The sequence below is a fragment of the Guyparkeria hydrothermalis genome, assembly GCF_023555375.1.
GTDB lineage: Bacteria > Pseudomonadota > Gammaproteobacteria > Halothiobacillales > Halothiobacillaceae > Guyparkeria > Guyparkeria hydrothermalis.
On record NZ_JAJSEE010000002.1, the window covers coordinates 401,427 to 419,180 of the forward strand.

Genomic DNA, 17,754 nt, shown 5'->3' on the forward strand with positions numbered 1-17,754 from the left:
ACGCGCGGGCCTGAATGGATTTTTTTGCATTAGCTGATTCCAGGAGGTCCAGCAGGGAATGTCTTGCCAAGTCCGGCCGTTATGGCCCCCCTTCATCGCCGGCATCGTGCTCGGCCTGGTCGTCTTGCTCACCTTCGTGCTGGTGGGCAACGGCATGGGTTCGTCCGGTGCCTTCGCCCGCGTGGCCACCGAGATCGGTCTGCAGGTGGCCCCCGAGGCCACCCGCGAGAACGCCTATCTCGGCGGCATGGCCCAGGGCAACCCGCTGGCGGCGTGGATCGTGGTGGCCGCCATCGGCACCCTGATCGGTGCCATCCTCGCTTCGGTCTCCTCGGGGCGGTTTCGCGTCAAGGTCGACCGCGGTTCGGGCCGGATCGGCGTGGCACCGCGTCTGCTGCTCGCCCTGGGCGGCGGCCTGCTGGCCGGTTTCGGTTCGCGCCTGGCCGCCGGCTGCACCAGCGGTGTCGGCCTCTCCAACACCGCCATGCTGGGCGTGGCCGGTTTCGTCTTCCTGATCGTGTTCTTCGTGGTCGGGATCGTGATCAGCCTGTTGATGCGGAGGGTCTGGTAATGGATTACGGCACCGCGGGTACCGCACTGGCCACCGGCCTGCTGTTCGGCTTCGTGCTCGAGCAGGCCGGCTTCGGCTCCCCCTGCAAGCTCACCGCCCAGTTCCGCCTGACCGACTGGTCGGTCTTCAAGGTCATGTTCACGGCGATCATCGTCGCCGCGATCGGCATCCTGCTGCTGCAGGTGAACAACACCTTCGGTTCGCAAGGGTTCTACGTGGCCGAGATGTATCTCTGGGGCACCGTGCTGGGTGCCGTGCTGATCGGCGCCGGGTTTGCCATCGGCGGTTACTGTCCCGGCACCTCGGTGGTCGGATTTGGCAGTGGTCGGATCGATGGCCTGGTGTTCATGCTCGGCATGATCGTCGGTGTCTGGGCATTCGCCGGCGTCTACGACAGTGACTTCATCCAGACGGTCGTCGGTGGGACGGCGCTGGAAGCGCGTACCGTACCGGAGTGGCTGGGCGTCTCGCCCTGGCTGGTGGTCGCCGCGATGCTCTTGATGCTGGCGGGTGGTTTCCTTGTCGGCCGCGCGCTCGAGCAGCGTAGCCACGGCGTCTACTCCGCCGAGGACATCACCGAGGGTCGCGACCCCGGTGAGAGCGACGAGCTCGGTCACGATCTGGGGCGTGAGGCCAGCGCTGGTCGCCGCGGCGAGACCGACTGAATCGACGAAATGGCGTGATGTTGCGCGCCGGCCTAGGGCCGGCCGCTTTAGTCAGAGGAGATTGAATCAGATGGATTCCAAGAAACTGGCCCGACAGGCGCGTGCCCGTCGAGCACTCAAGCTTTCCATGCCGGCCATGGCACTCACCGTCGGTGCGTCGCTCGCCGCGACCACCATGCTGCCGATGTCGGCCGCGGCCCAGACCCGTGGTGGTAATCCCTGCGCCCCGTCGGCTCGCGGTGGCAACCCCTGTGCCCCGTCGGCCCGTGGTGGTAATCCCTGCGCCCCGTCGGCTCGCGGTGGCAACCCCTGTGCCCCGTCGGCCCGTGGTGGTAATCCCTGCGCCCCGTCGGCGCGTGGTGGTAATCCCTGCGCCCCGTCGGCGCGTGGCGGCAACCCCTGTGCCCCGTCGGCGCGTGGTGGTAATCCCTGCGCCCCGTCGGCGCGTGGCGGTAACCCCTGTGCCCCGTCGGCTCGTGGTGGCAATCCCTGCGCCCCGTCGACCCGCGGGGGCAACCCCTGTGCCCCGGGCGGTCAGTGACCTGTCCCATCGCGCGGTCTGAATCGGCTTGACGCCCGTGACGCCTGCCCAGCCACTGCCTGAGGACTGGCTCGAGGCCGGCCTGGCGGCGAGCGATGAGTGGCGCTCGATCCAGGCGGCGCTTGCCGCCGATCACCAGACCGTTCTCACCGAGCTGTTCCGGGATCACCCGGATGACGGTTTCGACTACTGGGCCCATTTTCCCGACGACGATGCGCGCGACCCCGTCAGCGGCGCGCGCTTCTACTACCACGCGCATGACCCGGCCGAGTGGGCCGCGAACGAGCACGGTCACTTCCACCTGTTCATGGCCGTCGACGGCGAGCCGGACTTCGCCCACGTGGTCGCCGTCTCGATGGACCGCCAAGGGCGGCCGCAGCGCCTGTTCACCACCAATGGCTGGGTGACGGGCGAGGCGGTGCAACCCGCCGAGTCGTTGCTCGACCGATTGCCGACCGAGTTCGAGATCAATCGGGCGCGGCCGTCGTGGCTGGTCGGGCGGTGGCTGAGTGCGCTGGTCGCGTTGGTGATGCCGCAGATCCAGGACCTGTTGGCGGCACGGGACCGCGCCCTGACGGACGAGTCGGGGCGGTGGCCCGACCCGGAGGTGCTCGACGATCGTGATCGGCACGTCCTGAGCGAATGCCCGCTGGACATGGAGGCCGTACTGGTCGACTGGTCGCGGCGAGCCGATCGGATGCAATCGCAACTGGTTTCCCCGCCCGGTTGAGGGCGGCTTTTCCGGCGTCGGCTGGCGCCGCTTTTTGATGCACGAAGAAGGAGTTGAGTCATATGAATTTCAAGCGGTTTCTCGCTGTTCCCGCCGGGGCGGCCGCGCTGGCCGTCGCGCAAGGGGCCTGGGCACTGGACGTGCCGGGTCCGGTGGTCGACCCGCAGTGGCTGAATGACAACCTCGATCAGGTCACCGTTCTGCAGATTGCCGGGTCCGAGAAGGCGTTCGCGATGGCGCCGAAATACGAGACCGTCAAGGGCAAGAAGGTCGTGTCCGTCGTGTCCGGTCACGTGCCGGGTGCCCGGTTCGTCGACTGGGGCAAGGTGCGCGTCGAGCGCATGGAGAACGGCAAGAAGGTCGGCAAGCTGATTCCCGAGAAGGCCGACTTCGAAGCCTTCGTACAGGCACTGGGCGTGGACCAGGACGACACCGTGGTGATCGTGCCGCTGGGCCTGTCCGGCTCGGACTACACCAAGGCCACCCGCCTGTACTGGCAGATGAAGTACTTCGGTCATGACGACATGGCCCTGCTCGACGGTGGCCTGGCGAACTGGCTGGCCGCGGGCTTCGATGCCGAGACCGGGCAGCCGGAGAAAGTCGAGGCCGGCGACTGGGTGGCGACCGACGAGCGTGACGAGATCCTGGCGACCTACGCCGAGGTTCGCGAGGCGGTCGATTCCAACGGCAAGGTCCAGCTGCTGGATGCCCGTCCGCCGAACCAGTACCTGGGCGTGTTCAGCAAGTCCAAGACCGTGCCCGGCCACCTGCCCGGCGCCAAGAACGTGCCCACCGACGTGCTGGTGCGCGCCGATGGCGCCGCGGCCAACTTCCTGCCGGAATCGAGCTATCGTTCGATCATGGACTTCAAGCAGATCGACGCCGAGGGTGCCGCGATCGCCTACTGCAACTCCGGCAACCTGGCCTCCGGTCTGTGGTTCGTCGCCAGCGAGATCATGGGCAACGAGCAGGCCGCGCTCTACGACGGCTCGATGAAGGAGTACGGCATGTACGTGGACGACGGGGCCACCTCGGTCAACCCGGCGCAGCTCTACTGAGTCCCGCATTGCCGCATGGACCGACAACCCCGCCTCGTGGCGGGGTTTTTTCGTTGTTGACCCGGGCATCGGCAACCGGGCCGGGGTGGATGAATCGGGGCCGTCGATCGCGCGGCAGGGGGCGGGTTCTGCGTATACACTCGGGGTAGGTCAACACGACAAATCAAGGAGGTCGGGCCGATGAGTACCTGGGTAGTGGTTGCCGATGAGGCACGGGCGCGTTTTCTCGCCGTCCGCGACAATCAAGGGGCCTATCGTGGTAACGAGGTGCACCCCTCCAGTCAGCCGGTTCCAAGGGGGGCGCTCGAGGAGTTGGTCTCGCTGTCCAATTCCGCCGCCCGGCTGTCGGACGCGGACCTCGAGAGCGACCGGCCGGGCTCGACCACCGACCGCAAGGGCGATGCGCTGCATGCCTACGAACCGGCCAACAGCGTCCGGGACGTGGAGGCCAAGCGCTTTGCCCGCGAGGTGATGACCGAACTCGACCAGGCGCTGCAGCAGGGGCGGATGGAGCGTTTCTACCTGATGGCTGCGCCCGACTTTCTCGGCCTGTTGCGCGGGGAGATGAGCAAGGGCCTGCAGGCCGCGCTGGTGGCCGACCAGGCCAAGGATTTTTCCGCTCGGTCGCCGGAGGACATTCGCGCGGCCCTGCCGGAGCGACTCTGATTCCGACCGGGGCAGGTGGCCCGACAACGTCTTTTTTCGACAACGTCCCGACCAAGGAGATTGGCGCATGTTTCTCAAGCGCAAGGACAACGACGACATGATCGAGATCATCGATCTGGAAACCCTCGCCGACCCGGCGTTGCCGAGCGTGATGGGGCGACAGCACGCCGGCGAGGAAATGCAGGACGAGGAATCCTTCGAGAAGGAGGACCTGGAATTCCCGTCCGGGGAGCCGCTGCCACGCTGCTGGCTCGACCTGCATTGGCGCGAGGATTGAGTTGCCGGGTCACCCCAGTAAGGAAACGCTGCACGAATGCCGTGCCGCATTTCATTAACAAGGCCGCCGAGACGTGATTCGGCGGCCTTGGTCGTTTCGGCGGGCCCGTCGGGGGCTGCGGCGGTATTGACGGCGTCCGCAATCGCCGCCGGTCAGGGCAGGACCCAGAGCGTGACCGACAAGAGCAGGCTTGCGATCGCGCTGCCGATCACCGGCAGCATCATCAGGCCGGCCAACGCCTCGCGCCGGGCCAGGGTCCAGGCCGTCCAGATCAATGTCGCCAGCCAGACCGCGGCCAGCAGGAGGGCGAACAGGGACTGTTCGGCGCCCAGCAGTACCACGACGGCCAGCGGCAGGAGCAGCGAGGCCCCCAGGCCGGCGTGCTCCGCGCCCCGGTGCGGGGTCGTGATCGACGCGGCGTAGGCAAACGCCGCCCAGGCGAGCAGAAACGCAAAACCCATCGCGCCGGTCAGCGGCGAGGCCGGCAGGGTGCGTGCGCTCTCGGCCCCCGGCGGGTGCAGGCCCACGCCGAGCCACAGCAGCAGGGCAGCCACGGCCAGGCTGGCGATCATCCACAGCGCCAGGGCAGGGCGGTTGACGGTCGGTTCGCTCATCGGACGGTCCTCCAGGTTGAGGTTGGCCTGCGTCGGTATGGCCAGCAAGCCGTGGGGGGGCGACTAGGCCATGACGGGTTTGTCCCGCGAGTGCCGGTCAGGCAGTCTGTGTGGTGAAGATAGCAGGGCGAATCAACGGCGTCAGGCAGCCCGCCGGCGTATGACCGTGTGGTGCAAAAACGACATGTGGCGCTGGCCCGCTCGGCTATACTTCGGCTAACCGGATGGCAGGGTTCGCTGTCCGCGCGCCCCCCGGCAATCGGGGACGAATGGAGGCCCGGAATGCACGTTCTGATCACTGGCGGTGCCGGATTCATCGGCTCGCACCTGGTCGATCATCACCTCGCTCGGGGTGATCGGGTGCATGTCGTCGACAACCTCAGTACCGGGTCGCGCGACAACCTGGCCCAGCACCTCGATTCCGCCGAATTCCGCTTTACCCACGCCGACATCGTCACCTGGTCCGAGCTGCCGGAGGCGGTGGGCTGGGCCGATCGCATCTATCACATGGCGGCCGTCGTCGGCGTGTTCCGCGTACTCGAACAGCCCATCGGCGTGATGGCGACCAATATCGCCGGTTGCGAGCGCCTGCTACGTGCCGTCGATCATTGTGGCTGGAAGCCGCAGGTGCTGGTGGCCTCGAGTTCCGAGGTCTACGGTCCCCGTCTCGATGCGCGGCTGGCCGAGGACATGGATCTGATCATCCAGCCGGAGGCGCCGCCGCGGTGGAACTACGCCATCAGCAAGCTGGCCGACGAGGCGTTCGCCCTCTCCTACGCCCGCGTCAAGGGCATCCCGGTCACCGTGGTGCGCCTGTTCAACACCGTCGGCCCGCGCCAGACGGGTCGCTACGGCATGGTGGTGCCGCGCTTCGTCGGGCAGGCCGTGGCCGGCCAGCCGTTGACCGTATTCGGCGACGGCGAGCAGAGCCGTGCCTTCACCGACGTGCGTGACACCGTCGTGATGCTCGACGAGCTGGCGGCGAAGGCGAATACCGAGGGTCTGATCGTCAACGTCGGCGGCGACCATGAGTTGTCCATCAATGCCCTGGCCAGCCGGGTGATCGAGCGGGCCGGTTCGAGCTCGACGATCGAGCGCCTGCCCTACGAACAGGCCTACGGGCAGGAATACGTGGACATTCCGCATCGCTGCCCCGACCTGACCCGACTGCACGGGCTGATCGACTACCGTCCGAAATGGACACTGGATGCCACCCTGGACGATCTGATCGACCGGGTCCGGCAGGCTAACGGCTCCTGAGGAGGGCGCATGGCAACCACCCCCTACTTCGTTTTGAGTCCGAGCGCGGTCCTGAGCATCATCGGGCTGCTGCGCGGACCGGACAAGATCGACCCCAACCCGGCCGAGGACTGGCACGAGGCGGTCGTCGACGTGGTCATACCGGCGTTGAACGAACAGGCCAATGTGGTGCTCGCCCTCGAATCGGTGCGCCGACAGACCAAGCAGCCGCGCAACATCATCCTGGTCGACGACGGCAGCAAGGACCGGACGATCGAGTACGCCCGCGCCTTCGCCGATCATCACGGCATGCCGCTGACCGTGATCAAGCGCGACCACCCGATCGGCAAGACGCCCACCATCAAGCGCCAGTCGCGCGAGTACGATGCCGACGTCGAGTTCATCCTCGACGCCGACACCTATCTCGACGCCGACGACTACATCGCGCGTACCGTCGAGGAGCTCTACAAGGGCGCGGGCATCGCCAGCGCCTGCGGGGTGATCCTGCCCACGCGCGAGAAGGACCGCCGCCGTCGGATCGACGAGCCGGCGATCCACGCGTTTCTCGAGGCGCACGACGAGGTTGACCTGCACCAGCCGCAGGGTGGCTGGTGGCACCGGGTGAATCGCAATCTCACCGCCCTGTATCGCCAGCAGCTCTACACGTTCCTGCAGCGGTTCGTCTACGTCGGCCAGATGGAGTTCTTCGGCAGCATCACCAACCCGGTGGGCTGCGCGGTCGCCTACCGCCGCAAGTACATCAAGGATCTGTTCGACAAGTACGAGCCGGTGCTGGGCGACGACCTGACCAACTCCGAGGACATCTTCATCGGTTTCGCGCTGATGAACGAGGGCTATCGCAACGTCCAGCTCCAGGACGTCACGGCCCACTCGCTCGAGCCGGAAATGCGCAACCTGCCGCGGCAGATCTACATGTGGTCGTCGTCCTTCCTGCAGAGTTGCTACTACTTCGACGGCCTGCTGGGCAGCCCGTTCAAGCTGTTGCGACGCCTGCGACACCGTTACCGCGAGAAGCACGATCCGGCCATGAAGGAGCTGGTGGCCCGCCGCCAGATTCGCGAGGCATATCGTCAGCCGTTCGGCGTGGCTCACACCCAACGCGAGGGTCGCCCGGCCGGCTGGATTCCCTTCCTGGCAGCCTTCGAGAAGATCGCCTTCCCGACCGCGTTGCTGGTGATGATCATCCTGCAGCTCTGGGAGCCGCTGATCGTCACCCTAATCGCCGAGATGGCCATTGCGGTGGGCATCCTCACCGCCATCTCGAAGGGACGGCGGGTGAAGGCATTCATCCAGGGCATCCTGATGACCCCGATCCGCTACGCGAGCCTCCTGTACGACCTGGTCACGATCGGGCGCTTCGCCACGGATCTCTGGATTACGGGGAACAGAAAATGGCGCAAATGACACGTTTTCCCTGCCGCCCCGGAACGGTGGGCGCACGGTTGGCCGGCCGGCATGCCGGGCCGGCAGGACGCCTGGCAACCACCACGTTGGCCGCGGCCCTGTTGACGTCCGTGGTCCTCGGTCCGACGCCGGCCTGGTCCCAGTCGATACCCGATGCGGCCGTCAGCGCCGAGATGCGCGAGGACTGGGGGGCAGCCGCGGAGATTTATCGTCGCGCGCTCGAGGCCGATCCCGAGCGCGTCGATCTCTGGCGCCGCCTGTCCGACGTGCTGGCCCGTGACGGCCAGCCGGTCTCGGCCGCCGAGGCACTCGATCAAGCCGTGGCCGTCGAGCCGGACGAGCCCGATATGCGTCTCGCGGCCAGCGCGGCCTGGGCACAGGCCGACCGGCCGGCAGCGGCGCTCGAGCACTGCCTTGCCGCCGCCGATCTCGCGCCCGAGGATGTCGCCATCCTGCGCACCTGCGCGCGGCAGGCCAACTGGGCCGGTGACACGGCCGCGGTGGCCGAGATCTCCGGACGGGTCCATGCCATCACCGGCGACGCCGCCGATCTCAAGGCCTATGCCCGCGCGCTTGGCGGGATGGGTGAGCTCGACGAATCGGTCGCGTTGTATCGAGACTACCTCGCCGCCCACCCGGACGACCCCGAGGCCCTGCTCGACTACGCCACGGTGGAGACCTGGCGCGGCAACTACGCGGTTGCCGCCGAGGCACTCAATCAGTACCACGACGTGCACGGGGAGGACGACGACTGGGCCGCCCGGCGCGCGCGCCTGCTGGCCTGGGCGCATCGCCCGACCGAGGCACGAGAGCTCAACGACGAGCTGCTCGCCGCGAATCCCAACGATTACGAGCACCTCTACACGCGCATGCTGATCCTGCGTGGCGAGCCTCGCCACAGCGAGGCGATCGCGGCGCTGGAGCCGCTCAAGCGCCTGCGCCCGGAGTCGAAGGACACGCGCGACGCGATTCGCAGCACGCACGCCTTCCTGCGCTCGAATGTCGGTATCGAGGCCGGCTTCCGGGACGACGCCGATGACATCAGCCTGCGCCGCCTGGCGATCAAGGGGCGTTGGTCGCTGACCCCGGAAACCTACCTCTACGGTCGGGCCGAGCACCGTGATATCCGCGCGAAGGCCGGCAGCCCGTTCGTCGGCGTGGAGGGCGACACCTCGGTCGACATCGAGCAGGCCTGGGTGGGGGCACGCCATCGATTCAGCCCGCTGCTGGAGATCGGCGCGGACGCCGGGGTGGCCAGCATCGACGGGGGCGGTGGCGACGTGGGCCTCTACGGCCTGTATGCCGACCTGCGCCCGCTGGACAACCTGTGGGTGGACCTCTCGGCGACCCGTCGCGTCTGGGACATCTCGCCCAAGTCCGCCTCGCTGGGGCTCGCCATGCGGGATCACCGCGCCCGCATCCACTGGCAGCCGACGTTGCGTCACTTCGTCAATGCCGAGGTCGCCCACGGTCGGCTCAACGACGGCAACCGCCGCAACGAGCTGTTCGTCAATCCCTACCGGGCCATGTTGCGCACCGAGCGTCTCAACCTCGATCTGGGTGTCTCGGCTCACTGGCAGGACTACGACCGTGATCTCGACAACGGCTACTACGACCCGTCGAACTACCGTCGCTTTGCGCTCACGGTGGTCGGTTACTGGAAGTTCTCCGACGACGACGGGCTGAACGTCACCGTCAGCCCGGGCTGGCACACCGACGACAGCCTGTCGGATTACGAGTTTGGCACCGACGTCTCCGTGGAACTGATCAACGGCATCTACCGCGACTGGTACAGCCGCCTGAGCGCCTCCTACAGCGACCGATCCCAGACCACGGGGCGCTACGATGCCTACTCGATCAACTGGGAGCTGGTGCGTCGCTTCTGACCCGGACGGTGACCGTTCGCCTTGGCCGCCGGGTGAAGCCAACCCGCTGATCTGATAGAGTCGCGGCCTTGTCTGCAGGACTGCGCCGCCCTCTGAGCCCGCCGCGAGGCCCATCGCGAGGGCGTTCCCGCCGTTCGTCCGACTCGTCCTTATCGAACTCGATTGCGCCGGGGTAACGGCGCTGGCTGCCCGCGTTGCCGGGCGGCGTGTTTCCTCGCCGGATGGCGGGGCGAGACATCGTGTCGTCATCGCACAAGGCGATCGTGGCGGGTCCGGCGGCCGGCGGGCCTGCCGAAAACGAATCCGCTGGACAGAGAGTCACGATGAACTGGTACCGCATCAAGCAGGAATGGTTTTCCAATATCCGGGGAGACCTGCTCTCCGGGCTGGTGGTGGCCCTGGCGCTGATTCCGGAGGCGATCGCCTTCTCGATCATCGCCGGCGTCGACCCCAAGGTGGGCCTGTACGCCTCGTTCGCCATCGCCGTGGTGATCGCCTTCACCGGCGGCCGACCCGGGATGATCTCGGCGGCCACCGCGGCCACGGCGCTGCTGATGATCACCCTGGTCAAGGACCACGGGCTCGAGTACCTGCTCGCCGCCTCGATACTCGCCGGGGGTCTGCAGATCGCGGCCGGCTACATCCGGCTCGATCGGTTGATGCGGTTCATCTCCAACTCTGTGATGACCGGCTTCGTCAACGCGCTGGCCATCCTGATCTTCATGGCCCAGCTGCCCGAGCTGACCAACGTCACCTGGCACGTCTACGCGCTGACCGCGGCGGGTCTGGTGATCATCTACGGGCTGCCCAAGCTGACCACCGCGATCCCCTCACCGCTGGTCACCATCGTGGTGCTGACCGTCATCGCCTGGTTCATGAACCTCGACGTGCGCACCGTGGGCGACATGGGCGAGATGCCGGACACGCTGCCGGTGTTCTTCCTGCCCGACATCCCGCTCAACCTCGAGACGCTGATGATCATCCTGCCGTACTCGGCGGCGATTGCGGTGGTCGGCCTGCTCGAGTCGCTGATGACGCAGAACCTGCTCGATACGCTCACCGACACCAAGACCAGCAAGGCGCGCGAGTGCAAGGGCCAGGGCATCGCCAACATCGTCTCCGGTTCGATGGGCGGCATGGCTGGCTGTGCGATGGTTGGCCAGTCGGTGATCAACATCAAGTCCGGTGGTCGCGGGCGCCTGTCGACCTTCGTCGCCGGCCTGTTCCTGCTGATCCTGGTGGTGTTCCTCTCGCCGGTGCTCACCATGATCCCGATGGCCGCATTGGTCGCCGTGATGATCATGGTCTCGATCGGCACGTTCAGCTGGGGCTCGATCCGCGATCTCAAGAAGCACCCGATGAGCACCAACGTGGTGATGGTGATGACCGTGATCGTCACCGTGGCTACCCACAACCTCGCCTACGGGGTGCTGACCGGCGTGCTGCTGGCGGCGATGTTCTTCGCCAACAAGGTCGGCCAGTTCATGCACGTCTCCTCGCGCCTGTCCGAGGACCCGAACGACCCGCGCCACCGCACCTACGAGGTGATCGGCCAGGTGTTCTTCGCCTCGACCGAGAAATTCCTCGAGTCGTTTGATTTCAAGGACGACGTGGATAAGGTGAGCATCGACCTCTCGAAGGCGCACTTCTGGGACATCACGGCCGTGCGCGCGCTGGACAAGGTGGTGGTCGACTTCCGCCGGGAAGGCATCGAGGTGGAGGTGATCGGCATGAACCAGGCCACCGCCACGATCGTCGACCGGCACGGCGTGCACAACGACCCGGACGCGGCCGAGAAGCTGATGGGGCACTGACATGGGAACCGAGAACATGAGCGACAACAAGGACCAGGTACTCGCGTGCATCGACGGCTCGCGTTCCTCCGAGGCGGTCAGCGACTACGCCGTCTGGGCCGCGCAGGCACTGGCCGCCCCGCTGACCTTCCTGCACGCGATCAGCAACCCGCACGCCCCGGCCAAGACCGATCTCTCCGGCAACATGACCCTCGGCGGGCGCGAGAAGCTGCTCGAGGAGATGGTCGAGCTGGAGGAGAAGCGCGGCAAGCTCGAGCGCGAGCGCGGCCGGGCCCTGCTGGCCGACGTGCTTTCCCGGGCGCGTGACCGGGGCTTCGACGAGCCGGCCGAACTGCTGAGAAACGGCGACATCACCGAGGTGATCCTCGAGCTCGAGGACGCCATGCAGATGCTGGTGCTCGGCAAGCAGGGCAAGGACGGCGACGCGGTGGCCATGCATGTCGGCAGCCATCTTGCCGGCATCCTGTCGATGATCCACAAGCCCACCCTGGTCACGCCGCTCGCCTTCAAGCGCCCCGAGAGCTTCCTGATCGCCTACGACGGCAGCCCGACGGCCTACAAGCTCGTCGAGATGGCGGCGAACACCCCGCTGCTGCAGGGCCTGCCGGTGCACCTCCTGATGGTGGGCGAGGAGAAGCAGGCCAACTGGGACAAGATCCAGGCGGCCAATACCCGGCTGCAGAAGGCCGGCTTTTCCACGCAGGTCGCCATCCGCCAGGGCAAGGTCGACGAGGCAGTCTCCATGTACATCGAGGAGAAGAACATCGATCTGCTGGCCATGGGCGCCTACGGTCACAGCCCGATCCGCTACCTCGTGCTGGGCAGTACCACCACCAAGATGATCATGAAGGCCAATGTGCCGCTGCTGGTGGTGCGCTGACGCGCCGCCCGCGGGTCGCCCCGCGATCGTCAGGGCGGGTCATCGGGCCGCGCGCAAGCGCGGCCTTTCTTGTGCCGACGGGATAGCGTTCGGTCTGGCCGCAATCCCGACGCGCGCTTTATCAGCGGCATGAAAAAGGCCGCAACCGGTTCACCCCGGGCGCGGCCTGTTCGGTTGGCGATGGGGGTCGATCAATCCACGGCGTAGTAGTCCGCCAGGGCGGCGATCTCCTCGTCGGTCAGCGGCGTGGCGAACTGGGCCATGCCCTTGGCGACGTCGTTGTGACGCGCGCCGTCCCGGAACAGCTCCATGGTGCGGACGAAGTAGTCGCGTGGCTGGCCGCGCAGGCTGGGCGACTCGTTGATGCCGCCCGAGCCGTTGCTGCCGTGGCAGGCCGCGCAGGGCGTGATCAGGCGGCTGGGATCGCCGACGCTGACCAGGTCGTGTGCGGGGTGGGCGGCCTTGGGCTTGGCCCGGTCCGGCAGGCCCTGCTGCTCGTAGAACGCGGCCAGGTCGGCCATGTCCTGTTTGCTCAGCCTCTCGCTGACCACGGTCATGATTTGCGCGCGGTTGTCCTCGCGGCGGCGGTGCTCGGCGTAGTCGACCAGCTGCTTGTAGGTGTACTCGGCGCGTTGGCCGGCGAGATGCGGCCAGTTGCCGGTCAGCGATTCGCCGTGCTCGCCGTGGCAGGAGGCGCAGAAGCGCTGGTCGTGCAGGTCCTTGCCGCGTGCCGCGTCGCCGGTGGGCATCGCGCGCATGGCCTGGTGCCAGCTCGCCGGCGACCATTTGACGACGTCTTTCGACGCCTCGGCCGCCTGCGCGCCGGATACCGCCACACCGAGGAGAACGGCGCCGGCGAGGGCAGCGTTGGCCCATCGAATGGGATGATTGCGTGTCATCTCGTGACTCCTTCTCAGGCGTAGGCGGTCCAGAGACCGAAACCGAAGTACTGGGCGATCCACAGCAGCAGCAGGACGATGCCGGCGGTGCCGATGCGGTTGACGGCGCGTGACGGCGTGTAGGTGCCTTCCGTCTGGCCGGCCTGCCAGGCGACGGTCAGCAGGTAGGTGACCACCGCGCCGCCGAGGACCCCGAAGGTGAGGAAGAACAGGCCGGTGGAGTACCAGTCCATCGTGATCTTGTAATCCAGCGGGTTGTAGCCGTGGACGCCGGACAGCGTCACCCAGCGCACCGCCTCGCGCATGGTGGCGATCACGATCATGGCGACGGTGGCGACGAGGATCGGCGTGTAGCCCCACAGCCCTCGGTCGAGTCGCCGGCCCAGCAGCACCGGGAAGGCCGCGGCGACGATCAGCGCGGCGGCCGCGGCGATCGGCCAGATGCCGGTGGCGAACCCGGCGATGTCCTCGGGCAGGCCGCGCATCCAGCCGACCAGCAGCACCAGCGCCACCAGCGTGCCGACCGCGCCCAGGCGGGTACCCATGCGCTTGAGGAAGTCGAGGTAGCCCGTGCCCGCCTCGTGGCGGCCCTGCAGGTAACGGCGGTAGCCGAACAGCCAGATGCCGATGACCGGGATCGACAGGGCGATGAAAAAGCCGAATCGCCACGGGTCGAAGGCATGGATCGACCGACCGGAGGCGTCGATCACGCCGTTCGGGGCGTACCACTCCTTCCACTGATCCGGTTCGAGCATCTGCACCGAGAGGGCGTGCATGATGAAGCCGACCACCAGGAACAGCAGCACCGCGAGGATCATCGAGCCCGGGCAGCGGGTCTTGTGGGTGCGCAGGCCGTGGTTCAGGGCGTAGAAGATGAACAGCGCGAGCGTCGCGACGATCAGGATGAAGATGAACCCGATCACCCACCACGCCGAGAGGACGTTGGAGGTGTACCAGAACGGGTCGTAGATCACCTGGACGAACAGCAATGGTGCGACGCCGATCACGATGGCGACCGAGACCGCCACCTTGGCGGTGTTGACCATCGCGTCGGCCAGCCGGCGCCAGTGGTCGTCTTTCGACAGTGCCCCGCGGATCGCCAGCACCGACGAGCCGAGCAGCACGTGCACCGCGGCGATGTGCAGCGCCCAGGTGGCTACCCCGAGGATCAGGAAGATCAGCGGGTGGGCCGGGATGCCCAGCGGGTCGCGCAGGGCGTAGAGCATGGCGGTATCCATTACTGGTCCTCCTCACGGCTGGAAGTGTCGAGCAGGGCGGTGGTCTCGCCATCGAGGTAGGCCTCGGCGGCCTCCGGGTCGTTGAGGCTGGCGATAAAGACGGCCAGGGCCTCGGCCTCGTCGTCCTGGAGCGGGATCTGCGGCATGTACATGGTGTTGCCGGTCGCCAACGCCCCGAGCAGGTAGGTCCGAATACCCTCGACATCCGCCTGTTTCGGGAAGTAGTTCTTCAGCGGACGGATGCCGGTGTCGGAGAGCGAGTGGCAGTTGCTGCAGGCGGTGATCGCGAGGTTGCGGCCCACTTCCATGGTGTTCTCGCGGGTGATCTCCTTCTGCGAGTCCGGCCAGAACACGTGGGCGTGGGTGAAGCCCACCTTCTCCAGCGTGGGGATCTCGGATTTCACGCCCATGCCCGGCACGTCGTGGCCGATGACCTGGTTGGAGTACAGGTACTGACCGGCAATGTAGGGCTTGCGCACCGACTCGCGCACCGTCTCGCCCGGCCACAGGCCGAGGACCAGGATCGCGAGCGTGGCGAAACCGGCGACCGTGGCGGTGACCAGCTTCGGGCGGAAGAAGGTCATGGCGAAGTAGGCCAGCATCGCGCCCAGGACGATCAGGATCGACGGGGTGAAGTAATCCGGCAGGCGGTTTTCCATCACCAGGTGGGCGATGCTCGGCAGCGTGCCCAGGTACCAGGGGTACAGCGACATGCCGACGATCGCCGAGAGCCCGCCGACGATGGCCAGGCGCTTGAGCAGCCAGCGCTTGAAGACCTCGTCCTTGAGCCCGGCGGCGACGATGCCGCCGACCACGGCCGTCATGGTGAACATGAAGGCGGTGCGGATCATCAGCTGGGCGAAGGTGTTCGGCCCGTAGAAACCATAGAGGTAGCCGCCCTCGGCGAACCACTGCTCCGGCCGGCCTGGCATCATCATGAACGAGAGGATGCCGACGATCGCCAGCATGGTGGTGTAGGAGGTCAGGCCGAAGATCACGGCGACCTTCATGTAGGTGCGGCGTTCGAGCTTGCCGGCCAGATACACCAGCATGTAGACGCCGATCACCTCGATCACGAAGAAGACCCACTCGGTCGCCCATTTCCAGACGAAGTTGTGGATCAGCGCCGAGATGCCGCGCGGGCTACCGACGGTGGTCGAATACCAGATGCCGGGGCCCGTGATCGAGCCGAGGATGTAGGAAAAGACCAGCAGGAACAGGCCGTACTTCTTGATGAAGTCGATCAGTTCCGGCCGGTTGTCCCGTGCACCGATCCAGGCGAGTACCGCGAACAGGATCGCGGCACCCACGGCCGTGTGCGAGAACAGGACGTGGATGGTGGCGATCAAGCCGATCACCCAGCCCGAGCCGATCGCCGGCTCGTACCAGGTGGGAAAGAGTCCGATCAGATCCATGTCGGGATCCTCCTTTGAACGTGGGGCCGGTTCATGAGAAGCAGTCCTCGGTGAAGGCCTTCATCCAGTTGTGCTGGTAGAGCGCGGCGAGTCGGTATTCCGCCTCGGTGGCATCGAACGGCAGGTAGCGCTGCTCGTCGACGCGGGCGATGGTGTCGCCGTCCATGCGGAACACGTCGGCGACGAACATGCCCACCTCGGTGTTGCCGGCGAGCGCGTAGCAGGTGTTCTGGAACACCGGCTCGACCGGATCGTTGCCGGCCAGCAGGGCCTTGAGCTGGATGGCCAGTACCTTGGCCTGGCTGTTGGCCGCGTAGCCGGATTTCGGCATGGCCCCGGCAATGCAGGCGTCACCGATCACGTGCACGTCGGCGTGTCGGGTCGACTCGAAGGTGCGCTGGTCGACCGGGCACCAGCCCGAGTCGTCGGCCAGGTCCTGGTCGATCGCGATCCGCCCGGCCTTCAGCGGCGGGATGATGTTGATCAGGTCGGCCTGGAAGGTGCCGGCCTCGGCCTCGACGGTCATGGTCTCGGCATCCACCGACAGGATGCGCCCACCCATGTCGCCCATCACCCATTCGATCGGCCCGGGATTGTCGTGGACGGTCAGTTGCGCCCATTCCTCGTCGCTGTACTTCGAGCGGGCCGGTTCCGGGATGTTGAAGTCGTAGAGGTCGTTCCAGGCGTGCAGCATGGTGTAGTCGGTGGTGAAGCCGTTCTTCGGGTCGAGGATCACCACGCGTGCCTGGGTGTCGCCGCGGTCGAGCAGCCATTGCGCGATCAGGCCGGCGCGCTCGTAGGGCCCCGGCGGGCAGCGGTACGGGTTGGGCGGCGGCCCGATCACCACGGTGGGGTTCTCGGGCAGGGACTCGAGTTGCTCCTTGAGCACCAGCAACTGGTCGCCGGCATCCCAGGCATGCGGCAGGCGCGTCTCGGCGAGCTCGGCGGTCAGCCCGTCGATGGCCTCGAAGTCGAACGACACGCCGGGCGAGACGACCAGGCGGTCATAGCCGAGGCGCTGGCCACCGGCGGTCCGGACCTGCTTGGCCTCAAAGTCGATCGCTTCCACGGTGTCGTGGACGAACTCGATGCCGTGGCGGGTCTTGAGGTCGTCGTAGGAGATCACGATGTCCTCGAGCTCGATCTGGCCGGTGATCACCTCGGAGGAGCCATATGGACGCTGGTATTCGCGCTTGGGCTCGATGATGGTCACGTTGACATGCGGGGCGTAGAGCTTGAGGTACTTGGCGGTGGTTGCCCCACCCACACCGCCGCCGACGATGACAACGCGCGGCGCGCGTTCGGCACGGGCCAACGGGGCGGCGAGAGAGGAGGTGGCGGCGGTGCCGGCACCGAGGATCTTGAGAAAGTCACGGCGATTCATGGCTCAGTTCTCCTCCGGGTCGAGGGCCTGACCCGTTGTCTGGTCACTTGCCGGGTCAATCGCTCGGGCGCGCTCTTTCGGCTGGGCTTCGAAGTAGTCGGCCATGGCCGCGATTTCCTCGTCGGTGAAGGCGCGTGCGAGCGGCCCCATCAGGGTCGAGGGGCGCGAGCCGTCGGCGAACGACTCCATGGCCGTGATGAACCGCTCGCGCGGCATGCCGGCCAGCGGCACGTAGGCCGAGTCCTCGATGTACCCCTTGGTGCCGTGACAGCCGGCGCAGGTCTGGGCGGCCATCAGCCCCCTGGGGTCGGTGGCGGTTGTGGTTTCGGCGTGCAGTGGCAGGGCCGCAACGGCGCCGCCTGTCGCCAGGGCGAGTGTCGCGCCCCTGATGAGTCGTCTGGTCATTTGTTCTCCCCCTCGATCGATCGCCTTCCTGGCGCGAACAATGGCGT

18 protein-coding genes are annotated in these 17,754 nt (G+C 66.8%); 12 read left to right on the plus strand and 6 right to left on the minus strand.

All coding sequences use genetic code 11. From position 1 onward, the window contains the following. The first annotated feature begins 58 nt into the window (after positions 1–58). From LV475_RS04505 to LV475_RS04535, 7 genes are all read left to right on the plus strand, one after another. The gene (locus tag LV475_RS04505; RefSeq protein ID WP_136866542.1) at positions 59–571 is read left to right on the plus strand and encodes a YeeE/YedE thiosulfate transporter family protein; all 513 of its coding nucleotides are present in this window, start codon (positions 59–61) and stop codon (positions 569–571) included. Beyond that, entirely contained in the window at positions 571–1,236 is a 666-nt protein-coding gene (locus LV475_RS04510) for a DUF6691 family protein (protein WP_250105822.1), read from the plus strand. Before LV475_RS04505 ends, LV475_RS04510 begins: the two co-directional genes overlap by 1 nt. A gap of 70 nt (positions 1,237–1,306) precedes the next feature. Further along, on the plus strand, positions 1,307–1,777 hold the full coding sequence (locus LV475_RS04515) for a hypothetical protein (RefSeq protein WP_250105823.1): 471 nt from the start codon (positions 1,307–1,309) through the stop codon (positions 1,775–1,777). 37 nt (positions 1,778–1,814) lie between these two features. Continuing rightward, positions 1,815–2,507 (plus strand): DUF6969 family protein, encoded by a 693-nt coding sequence (locus LV475_RS04520; RefSeq protein WP_136866539.1) that lies wholly within the window; start codon positions 1,815–1,817, stop codon positions 2,505–2,507. Between the two features lie 62 nt (positions 2,508–2,569). Next, positions 2,570–3,565 carry a sulfurtransferase gene (locus LV475_RS04525; protein ID WP_136866538.1) on the plus strand — a complete coding sequence of 332 codons (996 nt, stop codon included), beginning with the start codon at positions 2,570–2,572 and terminating at the stop codon, positions 3,563–3,565. A 180-nt stretch (positions 3,566–3,745) separates the two neighbouring features. Beyond that, complete coding sequence (locus tag LV475_RS04530; protein WP_136866537.1) at positions 3,746–4,231, plus strand: host attachment protein; 486 nt, start codon at positions 3,746–3,748, stop codon at positions 4,229–4,231. A 67-nt stretch (positions 4,232–4,298) separates the two neighbouring features. Further along, positions 4,299–4,508, plus strand: a complete 210-nt coding sequence (locus LV475_RS04535; protein WP_136866534.1) for an acetyltransferase — start codon at positions 4,299–4,301, stop codon at positions 4,506–4,508. A gap of 152 nt (positions 4,509–4,660) precedes the next feature. Here the strand turns inward: LV475_RS04535 and LV475_RS04540 are convergent, their stop codons facing one another. After that, positions 4,661–5,122 carry a hypothetical protein gene (locus LV475_RS04540; RefSeq protein WP_136866532.1) on the minus strand — a complete coding sequence of 154 codons (462 nt, stop codon included), beginning with the start codon at positions 5,120–5,122 and terminating at the stop codon, positions 4,661–4,663. A gap of 282 nt (positions 5,123–5,404) precedes the next feature. On the opposite strand from LV475_RS04540, the gene LV475_RS04545 reads away from it, so the two are divergent. The 5 genes from LV475_RS04545 to LV475_RS04565 all read left to right on the plus strand — a co-directional run bounded on the left by LV475_RS04545 (position 5,405) and on the right by LV475_RS04565 (position 12,366). After that, positions 5,405–6,382, plus strand: coding sequence for an NAD-dependent epimerase/dehydratase family protein (locus LV475_RS04545; protein ID WP_136866529.1), 978 nt, complete (start codon positions 5,405–5,407; stop codon positions 6,380–6,382). Between the two features lie 9 nt (positions 6,383–6,391). Next, entirely contained in the window at positions 6,392–7,786 is a 1,395-nt protein-coding gene (locus LV475_RS04550; protein WP_136866526.1) for a glycosyltransferase, read from the plus strand. Then, positions 7,783–9,672, plus strand: a complete 1,890-nt coding sequence (locus tag LV475_RS04555) for a surface lipoprotein assembly modifier (RefSeq protein ID WP_250105824.1) — start codon at positions 7,783–7,785, stop codon at positions 9,670–9,672. The genes LV475_RS04550 and LV475_RS04555 overlap by 4 nt, the downstream gene beginning before the upstream one ends. 323 nt (positions 9,673–9,995) lie before the next feature. Beyond that, a complete protein-coding gene (locus LV475_RS04560; protein ID WP_136866520.1) occupies positions 9,996–11,486 on the plus strand; it encodes a SulP family inorganic anion transporter in 1,491 nt (496 codons plus the stop codon). A 16-nt stretch (positions 11,487–11,502) separates the two neighbouring features. Further along, positions 11,503–12,366, plus strand: a complete 864-nt coding sequence (locus tag LV475_RS04565; RefSeq protein WP_250105825.1) for a universal stress protein — start codon at positions 11,503–11,505, stop codon at positions 12,364–12,366. A 191-nt stretch (positions 12,367–12,557) separates the two neighbouring features. On the opposite strand, the gene LV475_RS04570 is transcribed toward LV475_RS04565, so the two are convergent. Genes LV475_RS04570 through LV475_RS04590 form a run of 5 tightly spaced genes read right to left on the minus strand, consistent with a single transcriptional unit; the run spans position 12,558 to position 17,707 of the window. Next, positions 12,558–13,265 carry a c-type cytochrome gene (locus LV475_RS04570; protein ID WP_136866516.1) on the minus strand — a complete coding sequence of 236 codons (708 nt, stop codon included), beginning with the start codon at positions 13,263–13,265 and terminating at the stop codon, positions 12,558–12,560. Positions 13,266–13,279: 14 nt separating this feature from the next. Further along, the gene (locus tag LV475_RS04575; RefSeq protein WP_250105826.1) at positions 13,280–14,503 is read right to left on the minus strand and encodes a hypothetical protein; all 1,224 of its coding nucleotides are present in this window, start codon (positions 14,501–14,503) and stop codon (positions 13,280–13,282) included. Continuing rightward, positions 14,503–15,918 (minus strand): c-type cytochrome, encoded by a 1,416-nt coding sequence (locus tag LV475_RS04580; RefSeq protein ID WP_250105827.1) that lies wholly within the window; start codon positions 15,916–15,918, stop codon positions 14,503–14,505. The genes LV475_RS04575 and LV475_RS04580 overlap by 1 nt, the downstream gene beginning before the upstream one ends. Before the next feature lie 31 nt (positions 15,919–15,949). Further along, positions 15,950–17,302, minus strand: coding sequence for an NAD(P)/FAD-dependent oxidoreductase (locus LV475_RS04585; RefSeq protein WP_250105828.1), 1,353 nt, complete (start codon positions 17,300–17,302; stop codon positions 15,950–15,952). A 3-nt stretch (positions 17,303–17,305) separates the two neighbouring features. Then, positions 17,306–17,707: a c-type cytochrome gene (locus LV475_RS04590; protein ID WP_211238783.1), complete on the minus strand. Its 402-nt coding sequence runs from the start codon at positions 17,705–17,707 to the stop codon at positions 17,306–17,308. Positions 17,708–17,754 lie beyond the last annotated feature (47 nt).